Origin of the sequence: Dysgonomonas sp. Shenzhen-Wh21 (assembly GCF_043392705.1) — a bacterium.
Taxonomy (GTDB): Bacteria; Bacteroidota; Bacteroidia; order Bacteroidales; family Dysgonomonadaceae; genus Dysgonomonas.
In genome coordinates this window covers 148,828-170,099 of the sequence record NZ_JAIXHZ010000126.1, presented here as the reverse complement: position 1 = coordinate 170,099, position 21,272 = coordinate 148,828, and the positions used below count along the sequence as shown (strand labels likewise).

The 21,272-nt window shown below is 36.8% G+C and carries 19 protein-coding genes; 12 read left to right on the top strand and 7 right to left on the bottom strand.

Features of this window, described 5'->3' with window-relative positions:
* The 4 genes from LDB17_RS09025 to guaA form a co-directional block, all read left to right on the top strand.
* Nucleotides 1-898 (top strand): ATP-binding cassette domain-containing protein (locus LDB17_RS09025; protein WP_393924994.1); only part of this gene is annotated, 898 nt, incomplete at its 5' end.
* A 280-nt stretch (nt 899-1,178) separates the two neighbouring features.
* Nucleotides 1,179-1,919 carry an RteC domain-containing protein gene (locus LDB17_RS09020; protein WP_252638038.1) on the top strand — a complete coding sequence of 247 codons (741 nt, stop codon included), beginning with the start codon at nt 1,179-1,181 and terminating at the stop codon, nt 1,917-1,919.
* Between the two features lie 434 nt (nt 1,920-2,353).
* On the top strand, nt 2,354-3,424 hold the full coding sequence (locus LDB17_RS09015; protein ID WP_252638037.1) for a toll/interleukin-1 receptor domain-containing protein: 1,071 nt from the start codon (nt 2,354-2,356) through the stop codon (nt 3,422-3,424).
* A 250-nt stretch (nt 3,425-3,674) separates the two neighbouring features.
* Nucleotides 3,675-5,195: a glutamine-hydrolyzing GMP synthase gene (guaA, locus tag LDB17_RS09010; RefSeq protein ID WP_252638035.1), complete on the top strand. Its 1,521-nt coding sequence runs from the start codon at nt 3,675-3,677 to the stop codon at nt 5,193-5,195.
* Nucleotides 5,196-5,264: 69 nt separating this feature from the next.
* On the opposite strand, the gene trxA is transcribed toward guaA, so the two are convergent.
* Nucleotides 5,265-5,732: a thioredoxin gene (gene trxA / locus LDB17_RS09005; protein ID WP_252638033.1), complete on the bottom strand. Its 468-nt coding sequence runs from the start codon at nt 5,730-5,732 to the stop codon at nt 5,265-5,267.
* Nucleotides 5,733-5,742: 10 nt separating this feature from the next.
* Nucleotides 5,743-5,907 carry a hypothetical protein gene (locus LDB17_RS09000; protein ID WP_252638031.1) on the bottom strand — a complete coding sequence of 55 codons (165 nt, stop codon included), beginning with the start codon at nt 5,905-5,907 and terminating at the stop codon, nt 5,743-5,745.
* 289 nt (nt 5,908-6,196) lie between these two features.
* On the opposite strand from LDB17_RS09000, the gene mutS reads away from it, so the two are divergent.
* The 3 genes from mutS to LDB17_RS08985 all read left to right on the top strand — a co-directional run bounded on the left by mutS (nt 6,197) and on the right by LDB17_RS08985 (nt 10,599).
* Nucleotides 6,197-8,779, top strand: coding sequence for a DNA mismatch repair protein MutS (gene mutS, locus LDB17_RS08995; RefSeq protein ID WP_252638030.1), 2,583 nt, complete (start codon nt 6,197-6,199; stop codon nt 8,777-8,779).
* A gap of 206 nt (nt 8,780-8,985) precedes the next feature.
* A complete protein-coding gene (locus tag LDB17_RS08990; RefSeq protein WP_135105468.1) occupies nt 8,986-9,927 on the top strand; it encodes a UDP-glucuronic acid decarboxylase family protein in 942 nt (313 codons plus the stop codon).
* Between the two features lie 12 nt (nt 9,928-9,939).
* Nucleotides 9,940-10,599, top strand: a complete 660-nt coding sequence (locus LDB17_RS08985; RefSeq protein ID WP_252638028.1) for a porin family protein — start codon at nt 9,940-9,942, stop codon at nt 10,597-10,599.
* 96 nt (nt 10,600-10,695) lie between these two features.
* Here the strand turns inward: LDB17_RS08985 and LDB17_RS08980 are convergent, their stop codons facing one another.
* From LDB17_RS08980 to LDB17_RS08960, 5 genes are all read right to left on the bottom strand, one after another.
* A complete protein-coding gene (locus LDB17_RS08980) occupies nt 10,696-11,814 on the bottom strand; it encodes a glycosyltransferase (RefSeq protein WP_252638023.1) in 1,119 nt (372 codons plus the stop codon).
* Complete coding sequence (locus LDB17_RS08975; RefSeq protein ID WP_252638021.1) at nt 11,811-12,848, bottom strand: glycosyltransferase family 9 protein; 1,038 nt, start codon at nt 12,846-12,848, stop codon at nt 11,811-11,813. The genes LDB17_RS08980 and LDB17_RS08975 overlap by 4 nt, the downstream gene beginning before the upstream one ends.
* A gap of 21 nt (nt 12,849-12,869) precedes the next feature.
* Nucleotides 12,870-13,481: a DUF4254 domain-containing protein gene (locus LDB17_RS08970; protein WP_252638020.1), complete on the bottom strand. Its 612-nt coding sequence runs from the start codon at nt 13,479-13,481 to the stop codon at nt 12,870-12,872.
* A gap of 33 nt (nt 13,482-13,514) precedes the next feature.
* Nucleotides 13,515-15,059, bottom strand: coding sequence for a YifB family Mg chelatase-like AAA ATPase (locus LDB17_RS08965; RefSeq protein WP_252638019.1), 1,545 nt, complete (start codon nt 15,057-15,059; stop codon nt 13,515-13,517).
* 88 nt (nt 15,060-15,147) lie between these two features.
* Nucleotides 15,148-16,284 carry a TlpA disulfide reductase family protein gene (locus tag LDB17_RS08960; RefSeq protein WP_252638017.1) on the bottom strand — a complete coding sequence of 379 codons (1,137 nt, stop codon included), beginning with the start codon at nt 16,282-16,284 and terminating at the stop codon, nt 15,148-15,150.
* 325 nt (nt 16,285-16,609) lie between these two features.
* Between LDB17_RS08960 and LDB17_RS08955 the strand changes: the two genes are divergently transcribed.
* The 5 genes from LDB17_RS08955 to LDB17_RS08935 all read left to right on the top strand — a co-directional run bounded on the left by LDB17_RS08955 (nt 16,610) and on the right by LDB17_RS08935 (nt 21,264).
* Nucleotides 16,610-18,772 (top strand): S9 family peptidase, encoded by a 2,163-nt coding sequence (locus tag LDB17_RS08955; protein WP_393924993.1) that lies wholly within the window; start codon nt 16,610-16,612, stop codon nt 18,770-18,772.
* An 11-nt stretch (nt 18,773-18,783) separates the two neighbouring features.
* On the top strand, nt 18,784-19,233 hold the full coding sequence (locus tag LDB17_RS08950; protein ID WP_252638015.1) for a GNAT family N-acetyltransferase: 450 nt from the start codon (nt 18,784-18,786) through the stop codon (nt 19,231-19,233).
* Nucleotides 19,234-19,425: 192 nt separating this feature from the next.
* Nucleotides 19,426-19,788, top strand: coding sequence for a 6-carboxytetrahydropterin synthase QueD (queD, locus tag LDB17_RS08945; RefSeq protein ID WP_252638014.1), 363 nt, complete (start codon nt 19,426-19,428; stop codon nt 19,786-19,788).
* On the top strand, nt 19,769-20,350 hold the full coding sequence (locus LDB17_RS08940; RefSeq protein ID WP_006841750.1) for a 7-carboxy-7-deazaguanine synthase QueE: 582 nt from the start codon (nt 19,769-19,771) through the stop codon (nt 20,348-20,350). Before queD ends, LDB17_RS08940 begins: the two co-directional genes overlap by 20 nt.
* Nucleotides 20,350-21,264: a ribonuclease Z gene (locus LDB17_RS08935; RefSeq protein WP_252638013.1), complete on the top strand. Its 915-nt coding sequence runs from the start codon at nt 20,350-20,352 to the stop codon at nt 21,262-21,264. Before LDB17_RS08940 ends, LDB17_RS08935 begins: the two co-directional genes overlap by 1 nt.
* Nucleotides 21,265-21,272: the final 8 nt, after the last annotated feature.

Sequence of the window (21,272 nt, the reverse complement as noted above, 5' to 3'; positions counted from 1 at the left end):
CGCTCTTAGATTTTACTTAACGGGTGGTATACTTTTCAATTATTTTAGTGGACTACTTTTCAATTATATTATACAATGTCTCGAAAAAATATACACAGCCTCAGAATTTGAAGTTTTATCTCAACAGGAAACTGAAAACATGGGGTTGCGAACACTCTCGTTTCAAAGACTGGTAGCTAATACAAATTCTTTACGAATAAACAATTCTGAGATTATATTCACCGATTTTTATCATCGTTATAAGCGAAATAAAAATTTAGCCCTAAATATAAATCGTTTGGTAGTTCCAGAAGGGGCAATTATTGCTGTTTTTGGTCAAAATGGTGCAGGAAAATCAACATTTGCCAGATGTCTTTGCGGACTAGAAAAAAAATTTAAGGGTAAAATAAAATTTCAAAATAAAGAATTTAAGAATAGGCAAAGAATAGACAAATGTTACATGGTGATGCAAGATGTAAATCATCAATTATTTACTGAAAGCGTTATGGATGAAATTTCACTTAGCCAAAAACAATTAAACGAGAGGCAAGTGGGGAAAATAATGAGAAGCCTAGATTTAGAGGATTTCAAAGATCTACATCCGATGTCTTTATCTGGCGGACAAAAACAAAGGGTCGCGATTGCAAGTGCAATTGCAAGCGAAAGAGATATAATCGTATTTGATGAACCGACAAGCGGGTTGGATCTACATCATATGTATCAAGTTGCAACCGATCTACAACAACTTTCTGATATGGGAAAAACCTTGTTTATCGTATCTCATGATTTGGAGTTTATTTTTAAGTGTTGCAATTATTATATTCATATAGAAAAAGGAGAAATCAGAGATAGCAGTTATTTAGATACATCTGGTTCAGAAAAAGTTCTTTCTTATTTCTCTTCTGCTTTAAAATTCTAGAATGTAGCCTAATCACTATCCTTGTAATATGACTATTGTTGAAAGGATATTCTATACTAAATCAACTATATTATCAGATAATCATAGCCTTAAGGCATTATTTTGACTTATTCTTGCTTCGACTAGCCTAAAATAAATAGGCTAATACATAAAAATAGAAGATAATAATACTATGGAGCAATTTATTCGCAATATATAAGAAAATATCAATAAAGAAATTCAGATTATAGAACTGGAGGAAAACAATATCTTTCAAAAATCGATTAGTATTATTTCTCTGTTGGAGGCTACTTTCGACAAGTTAAAAGAATTTGTCTCTGATTATTCTTTCGAATCTCAAACTGAAGAAATTATCTTTTTCAAGGAAACAAAGCCTCAACTATTTAGTATATTGATTTATCATCGAAAGATATATAATCTTGAAATGCGAATGCCGACAGGAAGTTATATCGATCGGAAAAATTATTTGGAAGGTATGTTAGGTCGTATAAAGTATTTCTTCGACAATAATGCTGATTTTTATCAATATTATCGCTCTGGAAGTACCCATCTTGATAAGTATTATTTTCTAAGAGGTAAGCCAGATATTCTGTTAATTCTCGATTGTTTCTATTTCGAAAGAGATGGTAGATTTTCAACAAGCTTCGATTTTAAGGTTGCAAAAATGATAGCCAATGAGAGACTAACGGTATATATCAACAATAAACTTTTACATATAGGAAATGTAGAATCAAATATCCAAGAAACACCAAATTTCCCTAAAACAAGGCTTACTTGGACTGCGAAGAAAGCAGAACTTGTTGAACAAATTTATGCCTGGGATAGTGCAGGATGTTTCAATAATGGCAATACGAATATAAAAGAGTTGGCAGAATATATCGAAACCGTTTTTAATATTAATCTGGGTGACTTCTACCATACTTTCCTTGAAATCCGTGAACGTAAAGGAAGCCGGACCTTATTTTTAGATAAATTGATAAAACTTCTTGAGGAAAGAATGGATGGACTAGATAATAAATAATTAGGTATATAAACTTTCAGTAAAATATACTTGTCAAGAGATTTGGATTAGATAAATAATACCTATATTTGACGTAAGAAGTTAGGCTTACAGAGGTCTGCCAAAACAAGACAAAAGGACATTGTTTTAATCGTTACGAATTCGTCACGAATGTGCCTCTTGAAAACTTTAAACGATTGATTATTATATCTATTACGAGATAAAAAAGCGTTCTCAGCGGGATCACTTAACAAAAAGCCTTTCAAAAATGAAAGGCTTTTTTCATTTTTGCCCTGTATCCCACATTATCACTAAGAATTGTATTTACAAATTCATTAATTTTCGTAGTTTGATATTTGTGTCTTGAATAATTTTATAAATAAAGTTATACATTTATAAATAAATGTTAAATTTGAGATGTTGTATACATTCTAAGTTTTTAATTATTTCTCATAATGAAGAAAATCTTTATTAGTCATTCTACTTTAGATAAAGAGCTTGTGGATATCTTTATTGATAAAATATTAGTGTTAGGCATGAATTTAGAAGTTAAAGATATAGTATGCACATCTCGAGAAGACACAGGGGTCAAATCAGGAGAAGATATTAGAGACTTCATAAAAGAATATATTACAAATTGTAATTATGTTTTGTTTATGATATCTGAGAATTATAAGAAAAGCGAAATATGTCTTAATGAAATGGGTGCAGCTTGGGCTACAAATAGGAATGTTAAGCCAATAGTTTTTCCAAATATTGGTTTTGAGTCTATTGGTTGGCTCTATAACATTAAAAGGGGTATAAAGTTAGATGATTCTGCTGCATTGGATTCTTTATACGAAGAGATTAGTGAAATATGCGAAACAAAATCAAGAGTATCAACATGGAATAAACAGAAAACTGAATTTATTGATTTTTTAAGTAAAAAATATAATCAAGAAACTTTAGAAACATCTTTAGTTATTTATGAAGAAGAAAAAACTGAAGAAGAATTAGATTTACTAGATTGTCGTGAAAAATTTGATGATAATATAGCAATCTGTCTGAGATCATTAGAAACAATCACTTCTTCCTTAGAACGAAATACAGAGTTTACAAATAAAACAACTAAAATGTTGAATAATATACAAGAAAATAAAAACATGTCATTCTCTCAAGTACGTCCTATTTTATTAAAGTTAGCCTATGAAAATAATATACTAGGAGATGTTTGCGAGCAGGAGTCTCCTATTATAGAAGACTCTTTTTCCAAAGCAATCGAGTTTAGCATAAAAATGAGAGAATTAGCTCAACTTGAAGATGAAGATATTGAACCTGAAAGAGAGTCTATAAAGTCTCTAATTGAGGCAATGGAAGATTTTCTTGATGCAACAAGAAGTTGTAAAGAAACAATGCTTAATGATGAAAGTAAATTAGATAAAACTCATACAAAATCGAAGAAAAGATTAATTGAATGTTTTACAGGACTAAGTGATGTTTTAGAAAAAAAAATTGATAAAGCCAATGAATTATTAATCTATACATAATAATTTATTTTTGCTCTATAATATCTTGTCTCAATGTACTAGCCCTTTTCAAATATCTCAATTGTCATTTAAAGTATAATCAACATCCGTATTTTCTCATCATAAACTATAGTATCCTTCCCAAACATCAAAGGTTAATATAATACAGAAGTCTCAGGACTGTAAAAAAATAAAAATAGCTCTTTAGTAAGACCAAAAAATGATGTATCTTTGTGCGCATTAAATAAACATCCCTTACTTATCTATATTTATGCACGAAAAAATCATTATTCTTGATTTCGGGTCACAAACCACCCAACTTATTGGTCGCAGAGTAAGAGAACTCAATACGTACTGCGAGATAGTGCCTTACAATAAATTTCCATTCGGAGATGAAACAGTAAAAGGAGTTATTCTTTCGGGAAGTCCATTTTCGGTAAACGACTCTGATGCGTTTAAACCTGAACTTAGTGAAATAAGAAAAGACTATCCTGTTCTGGGTATTTGTTACGGAGCACAATATTTGGCTTATACATCGGGCGGAAAAGTAGAGAAAAGCGACTCTCGCGAATACGGGAGAGCTCATCTTGCGAAAATAGACTCTTCGGAGCCTCTCTTTGATGGAATACAAGCAGGTACTCAGGTCTGGATGTCGCATGGTGATACAATAACATCTCTTCCTCACGATTTTAAAACTATAGCCAGTACAGGTGATGTAGAGGCTGCAGCATACAAAATAGATGGAGAGCCTACATGGGCTGTGCAATTCCATCCCGAAGTTTTTCATACAACAGATGGTACACGTTTGTTGAGTAATTTCTTGAATATATGTAAGATGAAGCGCGACTGGTCGCCTGCTTCTTTTATCGATACGACTGTCGCAGAACTCAAAGAGCAATTGGGAGACGATAAGGTGATTCTTGCACTCTCGGGAGGAGTAGATTCGTCAGTAACGGCAGTATTATTGAATAAGGCAATCGGTAAAAACCTTACGTGTGTGTTTGTTGATCATGGCTTGCTTCGTAAGAATGAATTCGAAAACGTTTTGAAAGATTATGAGCATCTTGGCCTTAATGTGATAGGCGTTAATGCTAAAGATCGTTTCTATAAAGCTCTTGCTGGGGTTACTGACCCTGAGCAAAAGCGTAAGATAATAGGTAAAGGCTTTATTGATGTTTTTGATGAAGAAGCGCATAAGTTGACTGACATAAAATGGTTGGGACAGGGTACTATTTATCCTGACATTATAGAATCTTTGTCGATAACAGGAACAGTAATCAAATCGCATCATAATGTTGGTGGCTTACCTGAAAAGATGCACTTGAAGTTGGTAGAACCTCTTCGCCTGTTATTTAAAGATGAAGTACGTCGTGTCGGTCTTGAACTTGGCATGAAAGAAAATCTTATCAAGCGTCATCCGTTCCCGGGCCCGGGTCTTGGAATTCGTATCCTTGGCGATATTACTCCCGAAAAGGTCGAGATTGCTCAGAATGCTGATGATATTTATATTTCTATGTTGCGTGAATGGGGGTTGTACGATAAAGTATGGCAGGCAGGAGCAATATTGTTGCCAATCCGTTCGGTAGGAGTAATGGGCGATGAACGTACCTATGAGAATACAGTCGCTTTACGCGCCGTAACATCTACAGATGCTATGACTGCCGACTGGGCACACTTGCCTTATGAGTTTTTAGCTAAAGTCTCTAACGAGATTATCAATAAGGTGAAAGGAGTGAATCGTGTCGTTTATGATATATCGTCAAAACCACCGGCAACTATCGAGTGGGAATAAGATATTGACGAAAATATAAAAAAGGACTTCAATTTGAAGTCCTTTTTTTATGTCCTATACGAGAGTCTTTTACTTCTTTTCTAACAAAACTTTGTCTATAGCTTCTTTTAGGGCGTTTTTAGGGAGAGCACCTTGTGCCATTTGTGGGGTTCCATTCATCGGGACGAACAACAGGCTTGGAATACTTCTGATTCCAAATAGAGCGGATAACTCAAGCTCTGCTTCCGTATCTATTTTGTAAATATATATTTCTCCATCATATTCTTTTGCTAACTCCTCCAAAACAGGAGCTACAGCCTTACATGGCCCACACCAGTCTGCATAAAAGTCAATTAAGGCGGGTTTGTCTCCCAAGTATTTCCATTCGTTCGGATTGGCTTCGTAATTAGCCACTTTCTTTAAGAAATCTATTTTGTTTAAATGTATTGTTTTCACTTTGTTTTCTGTTTTAGTAGGTTCCTCTGTCTTGCTACTGCTGGTTTGAGCATAAGTTGTAAGCGAGATTCCTGCGATCAATACTAGTAATAATAATCTCATTCTATTTATATTATTTTTCTTTGTTTATCTCTTTCGATCCGGCATATTGCTGATTATTATCTATCTGGCAATATCCTGTTATGCAGCAGGAAGTATTTGCTGCTACGATAAAGATACCTAAAATAAATTGCAAAAAACGAGTAGCAATCCACTTCTTTGTATACCGTCTCATCATTTTTTCTTTTTCTAAAAACAGCTACAAATATAATATATATTTTCCTTTAGAATATATTTCTATGGTTAAATAAAATGAATGATGATATGCAGAACTTGATAGCGATTAAACCGTAAGAGGATTTAGAGAGATAAAAACAAATAAGTTTTAACTCCGTTTTTCGAAGCCAAAATAAAGATTCATCACACTTTCATTTATTTTTTTCTATCTTTGTTTTCTTATAATTGATTCATAAAAACATCTAAACTATATAAATACTGTGTCAAAAAAGGTAGCTGAAACCCCACTGATGAAACAATATTTTGAGATCAAGAGCAAGCATCCTGATGCTATATTATTGTTCAGAGTAGGAGACTTTTACGAAACATTTTCGGATGACGCTATCGATGCTGCCGAGATCTTGGGAATCACGCTTACGCGTAGAGGAAACGGTACTGCTCAGTTTGTAGAATTGGCAGGATTTCCACACCATGCATTGGATACATATTTGCCAAAGTTGGTACGTGCCGGAAGGCGTGTCGCTATTTGTGACCAATTGGAAGACCCTAAGCAAACGAAGACCCTCGTAAAGAGAGGTATTACCGAGCTTGTTACCCCCGGGGTATCAATCAATGATAATATACTAAATCATAAAGAGAATAATTTCCTTTGTGCCATTCACTTTGCAAAGAACACCTGTGGAGTTTCTTTTTTGGATATTTCTACCGGAGAATTTCTGGTTGCAGAGGGTACAAAAGAATATATAGATAAACTACTTACAAACTTTTCTCCTAAAGAGGTGCTCTTAGAGAGAAGTAAGAAAAAAATGTTTGAAGAGTCGTTTGGCTCTCGTTTTTTTATTTTCGAGCTCGACGATTGGGTGTTTACCGAAGATACAGCAAAAGGTCGCCTTTTGAAGCATTTCGAAACCCGCAATCTGAAAGGGTTTGGTGTGGAGCATCTGACAAACGGAGTTATTGCTGCAGGGACAATTCTTCATTATCTGGATGTTACTCAACATACTCAGATAGGGCATATAACATCTCTCTCTCGTATAGAGGAGGATAAATATGTACGTTTAGATAAGTTTACAGTGCGTAGCCTTGAGATTATCTCAACGATGAACGAAGGAGGCAAAAGCCTGTTAGACATCTTGGATAAGACAGTCTCACCAATGGGTGCACGTATGCTTCGCCGCTGGCTTGTATTCCCGCTCAAAGATGTAAAACCTATCAATAGCCGCTTGTCGGTTGTAGAATACTTCTTTAAGGATATAGAACTGAAAACTTTGCTCGAAGAACAGCTTGCGTTGATCGGAGACCTGGAGCGGATTATTTCAAAGGTTGCCGTAAACAGAGTTTCTCCGCGCGAAATCGTTCAACTCAAGGTGGCATTGAAAGCAATAGAACCGATACGAAATGCATTTTTGGCTTCGGACGAGCCAAGCCTGAGAGAAATAGGAGAAAGGCTCAACCCTTGTCCGGTGATACATGATCGTATCGAAAAAGAAGTGCAACCCGATCCCCCTTCTCTGATTAATAAAGGAAATATAATAAGAAAAGGAGTAAACCCGGAACTGGACGAGCTTCGAGATATAGCCTATTCAGGAAAAGATTATTTATTAAAGATACAGCAACGAGAAACTGAAGCTACAGGTATATCATCTCTCAAGATCAGTTTTAATAACGTATTTGGCTACTATATTGAAGTCAGAAATACTCATAAAGATAAAGTCCCTGAAGGCTGGATACGCAAGCAAACATTGGTAAATGCGGAGCGTTACATTACTCAGGAGCTGAAAGAATATGAAGAAAAGATACTGGGTGCTGAAGAAAAAATTCAGGTTTTGGAGTCTAATCTATTCAATGAACTTGTTCTTAGTATTGTAGAGTATATACCGGCAATACAGGCAAATGCAAGTCTTATTGCTCAGACTGATTGTTTACTTTCTTTTTCCAAAGTTGCAAAAGAGAATAAATATATCCGTCCCGAGATAAATGACACGGATGTTTTGAAGATAAAGAATGGTCGACATCCTGTAATAGAGAAGCAGTTACCGCTTGGGGAAAGTTATATTGCCAATGATGTATCTTTGGATAGTAACAAGCAGCAGATAATAATTATTACCGGGCCCAATATGGCCGGTAAATCGGCATTGCTTCGTCAAACTGCACTCATTACACTGATGGCACAGGCCGGAAGTTTTGTCCCTGCCGAATCGGCTCAAATAGGATTGGTGGATAAAATCTTCACTCGTGTAGGAGCTTCTGATAACATATCGGTAGGTGAGTCTACGTTTATGGTAGAGATGAATGAAGCCTCTGATATTTTGAATAACTTATCACCTAAAAGTCTTGTTTTGTTTGATGAATTGGGGCGTGGAACAAGCACCTATGACGGTATTTCTATCGCATGGGCTATTGTAGAGTACATTCACGAACATCCTAAGGCAAGAGCGAAAACCTTGTTTGCAACGCACTATCATGAGCTGAACGAGATGGAAAAATCCTTTAAGCGGATAAAGAACTTCAATGTTTCGGTTAAAGAAATAGATAATAAAGTTATATTCCTTCGTAAACTTGTTCCCGGAGGAAGTGAACATAGTTTTGGTATACATGTAGCTAAGATGGCGGGAATGCCTCAAAGCATTGTTAAGAGGGCGAATTCTATATTAAAGCAATTGGAATCGGATAATCGTAAACAAGGTATATCCAAACCGATTAAAGATATTAAAGAAAATAGAGAAGGATATCAGCTAAGCTTTTTCCAACTTGATGACCCTGTTCTCAGTCAGGTAAGAGACGAAATTAAATCATTAGATGTAAACAATCTGACACCAATGGAGGCTCTAAACAAGCTGAATGAGATAAAAAAAATAGTATCCGGTAAATAGGAGTGGATAGACTTTACATACGTGTAACTTTATAAAATAATAAGAAAACTTGCTCATCAAATTCATAAATAGAATCTGATAAATTCAAACTATTGCAAAACTGTACTTTAGGTAGTTTTTCTTTCAATAAAAAAACTATATTCGTCAAGTTTTTTTGTTTCTTTGTGTTTTAGAATAAATTAAATAACAGCTATTTCTGTAAAATAATGAATCGCAAAAAGATATTGGTCACCGGTGGTGCGGGATTTATTGGTTCACATCTTTGTGAAAGACTTTTGAAAGATGGGAATGAAGTTTTATGCTTAGATAATTATTTTACAGGCTCAAAAGATAATATCATACATCTTTTAGATAATCCATATTTTGAATTAATCAGACATGATATAGTTCATCCTTTTCATGCAGATGTGGATGAGATATACAATTTGGCTTGTCCTGCTTCTCCTGTACATTATCAGTATAATGCGATAAAAACAATAAAAACGTCTGTAGTAGGAGCCATCAATATGCTTGGTTTGGCAAAACGCCTGAAGGCAAAGGTGCTTCAAGCTTCTACAAGTGAGGTGTATGGCGACCCCAATGTACACCCTCAGCCCGAATCTTATTGGGGAAATGTAAATCCGATAGGGATACGTTCTTGCTATGATGAAGGAAAGCGTTGTGCCGAAACCTTATTTATGGACTATCACCGTCAGAATGGAGTGAGGATAAAGATTGTACGTATATTTAATACTTACGGACCTCATATGAATCCCAATGATGGGAGGGTTGTATCTAATTTTATTGTGCAAGCACTCAAAGGAGAAGATATTACGATATATGGTGATGGGACTCAGACCAGAAGCTTTCAGTATGTAGATGACCTTGTTGAAGCGATGACCCGAATGATGGCGACCGACGACTCTTTTATTGGTCCTGTAAATACAGGAAATCCGGGAGAGTTTACAATGCTTGAACTTGCAACCCTCATTCTCGAACTTACAGGTTCAAAGTCGAAACTGATATTTATGCCTTTACCTAGTGATGATCCTAAACAGAGAAGACCCGATATAACTTTAGCAAAAGAAAAGCTAAGCTGGGAACCGAAGGTACAACTGAGGGATGGGTTGATTAAAACGATTGACTATTTTGACAAAATCTTAACATAATGTGTTATAATAATGAATGCAATTTACAAAACAACAAAACTATTAGCTGTAATGCTTCTGCTAGCAACAGCCGGAAATGCACAAGATAATGTAGCGATTGTAGGAGTAAGAGCCGGAATAAATCTTTCGGGACAAGATGGAGTGCCAAGAGGTGAGCTGGACAGTTATGCCAAAGTTGGCTTCAATATAGGCGTGACGGTAGATTTCAGATTATCAGATAAAATGTATTTGATAACGGGTATGGAATACACAGTAAAAGGTTCTAAAGGCAAAAAATATGTAGAGGCGACATCAGATGCTCCGGGTCACTATTTTATTAATAACGATAAGCCTGCTTATTTACAAGTACCGCTTCATGTAGGTTACCTCTGGCCTATAAACAGGGATTTTCGTCTGATGTTTCATGCGGGACCTTTTATGGCATATGGCTTAGGCGGTAAAACGCATTGGACATATGTCTATGACGATAAAGAATTTAGAAAAAAAGAAGACTTCTTCGGTATTGGTGTCGGAAAATTTGACTGGGGATTAGGTGGCGGTGTTAATGCCGAATACGACAGATATGTTTTGGCTGTAGGATACGATCGCGGATTGAGAAATTTTGCACCCGGATATAATGATGGAAAGGCCAGAACAAGAAATATGTATATTTCATTAGGATACTTATTTTAAACGCAAACAGGATTATGAAACTCAATAATCATTCTTGCCTATAACGAGCCGAGGAAAACTCATTAGGATTGATAGGAGTGCACCAGAAGGCGGATGTTACAAGCGGGATAAAGAAGATTCGGTAAATTGGATGAAGCTTTTCCAGGATAATCGTTTCTTCTCTTCTTTAATTTTTTCCCTATAAATAGAGATCTTCTTTTCATCCGAAAAGAATTCCAATACAGCTTCGGCAATGTCTGTATTGGTTGCAGTTGGTGCTACAACTCCAATTTGTGCATCTTTTACACTATTTCCTAGTTCTCCCACATTTGTCGCTATTATAGGGAGCTCCATCTGTATGGCAATCGCAGTAACCCCACTTTGTGTAGCAGACCGATAAGGTAATACTAAAACATCTGCTGCTGAGAAAAAAGTGGCGACCATACTATCCGGAATATATTGCTCGAATACTTTTATATTATCCTTTAATCGAGATTTCTCGATAAGTTTTTTATACTTTTCAAAATCGCCATAACTTTCTCCGGATATGATAAGTTGGAAGCTATCGTCAAGGTAGTCCATTGATTCTATAAGTAAGTCGAGACCTTTATATTCTCGGATGAGACCAAAAAATAAAAGATTCTTTTTGTCACTTCTTATTCCCAGTTTATCGCAAGCTAGCTCTTTTTCTATTGTTTCGCCATAATTATCATATATCGGATGCGGATGTAAAAATATATTTGCCCCTTTGCAAAGCGATAATACATCTTTCCTGACTGTTTCACTTAATACGATGAAAGCATCACATCTATTGAAAAATAGTTTTGTAAGAGGCTTATCTATAACTCGTTTTTCGTGAGGAATCGCATTATGTACAAGTGCCACTATTTTTATCTGCTTGTTTAGCATCAGGCAAACAGAGCTGTAGGCAGGCACCATAAATGACATCCAATAGGAGATAATCAGTATGTCAGGCTTGTATTTATTTATTTCCTTTGCTGTTTTTATATAGCTGAAAGGGTTTATGCTATTCAGCGTACGACAGCTTTCTATATCCGAATATTCATTGTCTGGGACATACTGGCTTTTTCCCGGGAATAGAAAATTAGGGTATAATGTTGTAAATGAAAATGCCTTCACCTCATTGTTTCCCGATAGCCCTCTGTAGAGCAATTCGCTAAATTGGGCAATTCCGCCTCTATAGGGAAAAAATGGTGAAAGGATCGCTATTTTCATGATTGTGTTTTATTCAGTTCTTGGTGAATGCGAGATACGACCATATCTTCCGAGATTCTCTCTAAACAAGCATAATCTTCTCGTTGGCAGGGTAGGTCTCCATATACCGAGCAGGGTCTACATTCAATATCTATTTGAATAGCATTGTCTAAGTCCTGATTGAAGCCATAAAATCCTAATGATGGATGTGTTGCACCCCAAATTGAGATTACAGGAACCTGAACAAGAGATGCCAGGTGCATATTTGCAGAATCCATTGAGAGCATTACATCCAGATATGATATAAGCATAAGCTCTCTTTCCAGATTTAATTTTCCCATTGTATTCACTGTATTTGGAAACATCTTAGCCCATTTAGACAAGACCCTATCTTCTTCTTTCCCTGCGCCGAACAGAAATATAGTAATATTGTCGTCTTTGGATAGTTTCTCAATCACTTTTTCCATTTTTTCCAGAGGGTATATTTTGCCCTTATGCTTAGAAAAAGGAGCAATTCCCACCCACTTGCCGGTTTTTTCGGTAGCTATAGACCTTAAGCTGGAAAAGTCTTTGGGTATAAACTGTAATACATTTGTAAAAATCATGGGAGCAGGAAATCCCAAATCGTCAAATACTTTTTGATATCGTTCGATAGTACTTTTTAAAGGGGGCTGTAGGTTTTTATGGGCAATCATTTCTCTTTTTTCTTTACGCCCTTTGTCTATATAAGCCATTTTGCGCCCTGTCATTTTCATAAAGAAACGGATGGCTTTAGATCTCAGAACATCATGTTCGTCGGCCACATGAGAAAAGCCAAGAGTTGCAACCCTCTTGATGATTCTAAACAGCCCTACTATGCCCTTGTGTCTGCCGGTAACGTCTACCGGAATCACATTAATGTTGAAGCCTAAGTTTTCGAATAGAGGGGCAAAAGCTTTTCGCGTCATTACCGAAAAACGGTCTTGAGGGTACTTTGCTGCAACAGAAAAAATGACAGGTACAAGAATTGCAACATCCCCAAACGAGGAAGTGCGGATTACTAATACTTTAGCCATAATTGCAAAATTAGTGTTAGGTTATTTTGATTCTTTTCCATATAAAACAGGATTAAGAGCAGGGTCATTATACATTTTCATTTGCTTGTATACCTTCATATACTTGTTTCCTGCTTCTATGTCCTCTAATAATTCTTCAATAGCTGTGGATAAATCTTCACGCTGGGCTAACAATATATCTAATTTTTTAGAAACCTGTTCGTGATGATTTGCATCCGAATCTTTTCTGTCTACCTCTTGCTGCATGTGATATATTTTGAGAGCAAGTATCGATAAACGGTCGATAGCCCATGCCGGGCTTTCTGTATTGATACGGGCATTTGGTTGTATCTTTATGTCTTTATATTTATCAAGGAAATAGCTGTCAATTAATTCAACCAAGTCAGTTCTTTCCTGGTTCGATTTATCTATTCTTCTTTTTATTTTTAGAGCTTCTGTTGGGTTTATTTCAGGGTCACGAATAATGTCTTCCAGATGCCATTGAACAGTATCAATCCAATTTTTGAGGTACAGGAAATACTCGATGGTTTTTTCTTCAAACGGGTTGTTTATTGGAGTATCAACATGATCTGCCTTATGGTAATCATTTATTACTTGCACAAAAATGGAATTACTTAATTCGGTAAAAGTCATGATCTAGATTTTTAGTATTACTTATTTATTAATTTATTTTTTACTCGCCCACGTTTCCCTATCCAAATTTCGGTAATTTATTGCTTCTGCCAAATGTTTTGAATGAATTTTTTCAGAATTATCCAGATCCGCAATGGTTCGAGACACTTTTAGTATGCGATCGTATGCTCTTGCTGATAAATTGAATCGATCCATTGCTGTTTTTAATAATTGCAATCCCTCGTTATCGGGTGAAGCATATTTAGCGAGCATTTTGGGTGTCATCTGAGCATTGCAGTAGATGCCTTCTTCATTCTCGAAGCGTTTACTTTGTTGTTCTCTAGCAACAATTACCCGCTCTCGAATAAGGTTGCTTGCTTCAGCAGGTGTTTTATCCGATATCTTTTCAAATGGAACTGGTACTATTTCTATATGAATATCTACCCGGTCGAGTAATGGCCCCGATATCTTATTCAGATACTTCTGCACTGCTCCATTGGGGCAAACGCATTCTTTTTCGGGATGATTGTAGTACCCGCATGGGCACGGATTCATCGAAGAAATCAGCATAAAGCTTGCAGGATACTCCACTGTAAACTTTGAGCGTGATATGGTTATTCTCCTATCTTCGAGCGGCTGTCTCATTACTTCGAGCACACTCCGGCTAAACTCGGGCAATTCGTCAAGAAATAATACTCCGTTGTGAGCCAGACTTATTTCTCCCGGCTGAGGATATGCCCCACCTCCAACCAGTGCTACATCAGAAATTGTATGATGCGGACTGCGGAACGGACGTTGAGCCATCAGTGCTGTTTCTGTGCCTATTTTTCCGGCTACGCTGTGTATCTTTGTTGTTTCAAGCGCTTCATGCAGGGTGAATGGAGGTAGGATGGAAGGCATTCGTTTAGCCATCATCGATTTCCCTGCACCGGGAGGACCGATCATAATGAGGTTATGACCTCCTGCTGCGGCAACTTCCAATGCTCGCTTTACGTTTTCTTGTCCTTTTACGTCCGAGAAGTCGAAATCGAATAATTGTTGGGCATTATAGAACTCGGTGCGAGTATCTACGATTGTTTTTTTCAGATCGTAATCTCCATTAAAGAAGTTTACTACCTCTTTGATGTTGTCTACACCGTATACCTCAAGGTTATTTACAACTGCTGCTTCCCGTGCATTCTTATTCGGCAGTATAATTCCTTTAAATCCCATTGTTCGAGCCATTATGGCTATCGGTAAAACACCTTTAATGGGGAGTATGCTGCCATCGAGAGAAAGTTCTCCCATTATTATGTATTCTTCAAGTTTGTTCGGCTTTACACTATCTGATGCCGCTAATATCCCTATAGCTAAAGGCAGATCGTAAGCTGTACCTTCCTTGCGTATGTCGGCAGGAGACATGTTTATGACGACTTGTTGTCTTGGAAATTTATATCCGTTTACTTGCAAGGCCGAAATGATTCGTTCATGGCTTTCCTTCACTGACGCATCAGGTAGTCCAACCAGCATGAACTTAATTCCCTTCGAGCAGTTAACTTCTATGGTGATAAGTGTAGCCTCTATTCCTTGAACAGCAGCTCCAAAAATTTTGACTAACATCTATTATATTGTATATAGTAGTAAAGTTGTACTTTTATTAGTACTACACAAATATAAGGAAAAAAAAGGAATCCTTAAGTGTTAACGACTATTTGCGAGAATCAACCAGCTCATCCATCTTTTTTATTAAAGCGGTAACGGGGAAATCTCTGTCGGTTATATTACCCGAAGGCGATATAAGTACATTGTATGGTATCTCGCGTATATAATAAGTATCGAATTCTTTTGCAGACCATCCGCCTTTTACGGGTATGATCGTCCATTTTACAGAATCAGTGAAACCCTTTGATATCGGTTCATCTTCTATATCTTTGATTATGGATATGAATTCGATATTCTTTTTCTGCTTCTTCAATTCGTTATAAACCTTTACGGCATCTTTTTTTTCTAACTTGCACACTTCACAAGTTGTAGAGGCAAATGTTAATAGCACATATTTCCCTTTAAAGTCGGACAACTGCACATTTTTTCCATTTACATCTTTCAGGTTGAAAACGGGTGCTATTGCTCCTACCGATGATCTTTTTACTTTATCTCTAAATTGTTTTAGATCGGCTGTCAGTTGAAAGTCAACCGCTTTTCCTTTTAGTAAAGCAAGGTTTTCATCGAGGCGGGGAATAGATGATTCGTCTTTAAAAAATGTGTTGATTAACATCACGCTTGCTATCTTCTCTGGATTTGTTTTTATATAGTTAGCCGCAATGTTAGATAATTCGAAGTTTATATTCTTTAATTCTACTACGTAGTCTTTAACTTTGAGGGTATCATTGTTGTCTGAGTTTTTTCTGTCGGCAGCAATCAAGATGTCCGCCCGATTCTTTAATAACTCTTTATTTTGATTCTTAAATGTTGTGAGGTCATCATTCACATCACCGCCCTTCACGTTTATCAAGTCGGGGTATAATGCATCTCCTTTTAGTTCTACATCCCATCCTTTGTTTACAAGTATATAGGTGCTTTTTGTATTCTGGTTGAAATAAAGGGACATTTCTGTAAGTGTGTCAACTGCTCCTTTGAACGAAAATTCTCCTTTTGCATTTATCGGAATTGTATCTATAACAACAGAGTCGCCGACTTCATGAGACATTAGGAAATAATTCCCTGTAAGATTCTCCAGTTTTCCGGATATCTCATATTTCGATGTCGCTTTTTTGTCACAGGATATCATTACTGTAGCGCAAAGTGTGACGATTCCTATGTAGCGTAATGCATTATAGATAGACATTCTTCCTGATTTTGTTAAGTTATATATCTTCCCCTTGATATTTTGAACGTGTAAAGATACTATTTATTATTTAAACGTTTAAAAAAATAAAATTGTTCTAAAAAAAACTAATTTAAGCAAGGCTGATGAACTTGTTTCTTCCTGTTAAAATAGATTCGGACTGAAAAAGAGTCGTTTATATTCAGAATATTTGAACTTTAACCCTTGATCTTTTTCTTATTATTGTCTTTTCTTTTCCTTATCTGGTATACTATTATATGCTCTTTGTAAGAAACGAAAACATTTAAAATCATTATCTTTGCTCGTAAAAACAAATTGATATTGTATGAAATCATTCGGTTCTCTTTTTTTCCTTCTTATAAGCATATTGTTTCCTATGAAATCTTATAGTCAAGAAATTCCTTTATCTCTCGAAGACCTTATTCCGGGAGGTAAAACGTACAGCAAGTATCGTGCCGAAATGCCTCGCCGGATAAGTTGGGCTGGTGATAAACTTACCTACGTTAAGGAGGATTCTATTATGATAGCACCTAATACGGAAAAGGAAACAGCTCAGGTTTTACTTACAGTTAAGGATATTAATGCCAATAGTGGTTTGGGAGAAGGAGAGACTTTTAAGAGTTTAACTTACGTGCAGTTTGTTTCTGCAACGTCAAACAATTTGATGATCGTTTCTCCCGAAAAGATCTATTTGTATGATTTTGTAAATAAGAAGCTGTCAGGAACTTTTTCTTCTACAGAAAAAATGGAGAATCACGACTTGTCAGATAAAAGTAACAATTTGGCATACACCGTAGAGAATAATCTTTTCGTACAAACCCCTGACGGGAAAAAATATGATGTCACAAGCGATACTGACAAGGGTATTGTAAACGGACAATCTGTCCATAGAAATGAGTTTGGAATAAATAAAGGTACTTTTTGGTCTCCTAAAGGAAACCTCCTGGCTTTTTACCGTATGGACGAAACAATGGTGACAGATTATCCTTTGGTTGATGTTTCGACTCGTATTGCTCAACTGAAAAATATAAAATATCCGATGGCAGGAATGAAAAGCCATCATGTCACAGTCGGCGTTTTTAATCCCGCAACTCAGGAAACAGTATTCCTTAAAACAGGTACACCGAAAGAAAAATATCTGACAAATATATCTTGGAGTCCCGATGAAAAGAGTGTTTATATAGCAGAAGTAAACAGAGGTCAGGATACATGTGTGCTAAGAAGCTACGACGCTTTGACGGGAAAACTGCAGACGACATTATTTACAGAGACTCATCCGAAATATGTAGAACCAGAAAATCCTGTTCTGTTTTTGAAAAATGATCCGAATAAATTTATTTGGCAAAGTGAACGTGATGGGCACAATCATTTGTATCTGTACGATACTAGCGGGAAGTTACTTAAACAAATCACTACAGGAGATTGGGATGTCACTTCTGTACTCGGATTTGATGAAAAAGGAGAAGCTCTGTTTTTCGTGTCAACGGAAGAAAGCCCGATAGAAAGGCATATTTATAAGCTTATTCTGAAAACAGGGAAGAGAGAAAAACTGTCGAAAGAAGAAGGTGTGCATAATGCCATGCTGAGTGCTTCGGGAAAATACGTATGTGACATTTATACTTCACAAAATAATCCGGGTAAAGCAGGCGTTACGGAGACTAAAACAAATAAAACCTATATCTTTCATACAGCTAAGAATCCTTACAAGAATGTGGAGTTGCCTGAAATTACGTTAGGTTCGTTGAAAGCGAATGATAATAGTACCGATTTGTATTATCGCATTGTTAAGCCTCTAAACTTTGATCCGAACAAAAAATACCCTGTGATAGTTTATGTGTATGGAGGTCCGCATTCGCAATTGGTAGATAACTCATGGCTCGGTCAGGCTAGAGGTTGGGATCTGTATATGGCTGAAAAAGGATATATTATTTTTACAATCGATAACAGAGGTACAAGTTATAGAGGGATAGATTTTGAGAATATCACACATCGCAGACTTGGTGTTATAGAGACTCAGGATCAGATGACAGGTGTTGAATACTTGAAATCTTTGCCATACGTAGATACTGACAGGATAGGCGTTCATGGATGGAGTTTCGGTGGTTTTATGACTCTCAATCTGATGCTTCGCCATCCCGAGACTTTCAAGGTAGGTGTAGCGGGTGGACCTGTTACTGATTGGAAATATTACGAAGTGATGTACGGCGAACGATATATGGATAGTCCACAGGAAAATCCTGAAGGATATAAAGAAACAAGTATGGTAGCACGTGCGGGAGATCTGAAAGGACGCTTGATGCTTATACATGGAGACGAAGACCCGACAGTAGTGATGCAACAAAGCCTTCAATTCCTAAATTCTGCAATAAAGAAAGGAACGCATCCTGACTTCTTCATTTATCCGGGGCATGGTCATAATATGATAGGGCGTGATAGGGTGCATCTGCATGAACATATAACTCGCTATTTTGATGATTTCTTGAAATAACTGATGAGTAAATGACAATAATCAGAACTGATTCGTCCAATAAAGATTTTATCGAGCTTATACCATATCTCGATGCGGAACTAGATGTAATGGATAGGAAGGCTCATACGATATGCAGTCAGTATAACGGTGTGGAAGCTATAAAAAATGTCGTTCTTGCTTATTCGGAAGGAATAGTTGTCGGGTGCGGAGCAATCAAAAAATATTCGGAAGACACGATGGAAGTAAAACGAATGTTTGTAAGACCAGAATATCGTGGCAAAAGGATTGCTTCAAATGTCTTGAAAGAATTAGAAGCTTGGGCTTTAGAGTTGGGGTATTCAATCTGCATTCTCGAAACCAGTTGTAAACTTTCCGATGCGATAAGGCTTTATGAGAAAAGCGGCTATGTACAAATACCTAATTATGATCAATATGAAAATGTTGAGACTAGTCGATGTTTTTGCAAAAAGCTGAAATAAATATCTCGAATAGAAACTGACTCGAACAGATACATTTCTTTCTAATAATTATCTATTAATAGAAATGTGGACATGAGGGGAGTCTCTTGAAAAGTTATTTGTAATTTTGATAAAAAAGGTAACAAATGAAATCAACGGAAAAGATGTTACTTTTGTCACTTTTTAGTATTTAATAAATTTAGAATAAGGTACATGTACAAAATAAGCAAACAGTTCTCTTTTTCGGCCTCACATATTCTTGAGGGACTCCCTCAGGAGCATCCTTGTTCCCGATTACACGGACATAATTATGTTATTACCGTGCATTTGAAATCAAAGGAATTGAATCAAGTAGGCTTTATAAAAGATTATAGAGAACTAGACAGTGTAAAGAAATATATTGACGAGAAACTCGACCATAGGCACTTAAATGATGTTTTGTCCTTTAATCCTACGGCAGAAAATATTGCCCGATATCTGTATGATACATTTGTGGAGGATATCCCGGAGTTGTACGCTGTAGAAGTTTCTGAAACACCAAAAACAACCGCAATATATGAAGCTGATAGTAAATGAGATATTCTACTCCTTGCAGGGAGAAGGGGGACGTAGCGGAGAGGCTTCTATATTTATAAGGCTTACAAAGTGTAATCTGGCTTGCAGTTTTTGTGATACAGACTTCGCCGACGGCGATGTGATGACTATAGATGAAATACTGGAGGAGATAAAACAGTATCCTTGTAAGTGGATTATATGGACAGGTGGAGAACCGACTATCCAGCTTAAGGATGAATATCTTGCTGTTTTCAGGAAGCACGGCTATAAACAAGCAATAGAGACAAATGGTACGCGCCTTGTGCCATCGTTGATCGATTATATTACATGTAGTCCCAAGCAAGATTACGAAACGATAAAAAGCAGGATTCCTGTAGTAAACGAAATAAGAATTCCTGTTAAAGTCGGCGATACAATTCCGGATGCTTCTATTTTTCCAAAGGCGGACAATTATTTTTTAAGTCCGATTTTTGATGGAGACAAAATCAACTTGGAGAATGTAGACTATTGCGTAGAACAAATAAAGCTGAACTCACAGTGGAAGCTGAGCTTGCAAATTCATAAGCTTATACATATCGAATAATGGAGAAGTTTGAACTCGACATACTCGGTTGTGGATCGGCTACTCCAACTACTCTGCATAATCCTTCATCGCAGGTGTTGAACATAAGAGATAAGCTCTTTATGATAGACTGCGGGGAGGGGACACAGTTGCAGTTTAGGAGAAGCAAACTGCGTTTTGGGAGGCTTAATAGTATTTTTATATCCCATCTGCATGGCGACCATTGTTTTGGCCTTATCGGACTGATCTCTACATTAGGGCTGCTTGGGCGTACGGGTGATATTACGATATATTCCGTAGCGGGACTGGAAGAAATTTTGCGACCCGAAATTGACTTTTTCTGTAAGGATAATCCCTTTCAGGTGAAGATAGAAACTTTCGACCCTAAAAAGAGTGAGCTAATATATGATGATCGTTCTGTTTCGGTGACTACAATTCCCCTGAAGCATCGTGTTCCATGTGCCGGATTTCTTTTTCGGGAGAAGCAAAAGGAAGCGCACTTGATTCCCGAGATGATAAAGTTTCATAATATCCCCATTCGGGAATTAGCTAATATAAAAAAGGGTGCTGATTTTATAACAGAAGAGGGTAAGGTTATTCCTAACTCGCATCTGACAATTCCTTCCGAGCCTGCACGTTCTTATGCTTATTGTTCAGATACAGCTTACAATGAAAAGATAGTGCCTATTATAGAGGGGGTTGACTTGCTTTATCATGAGGCTACCTTTGTAGACGAAGATGCTGCAAGAGCGAAGGCCACAGGGCACTCTACTGCTTCTCAGGCTGCACTGATAGCCAAGTTAGCAAATGTAAAAAAAATGATGATTGGTCATTTTTCGGCACGATACCCTGATAATCAGATTTTGCTGGATGAGGCAAGGGGAGTTTTTCCGAATACAATTCTTGCTAACGAAGGGCTACGTGAAAAATTGTAAAAACCTTG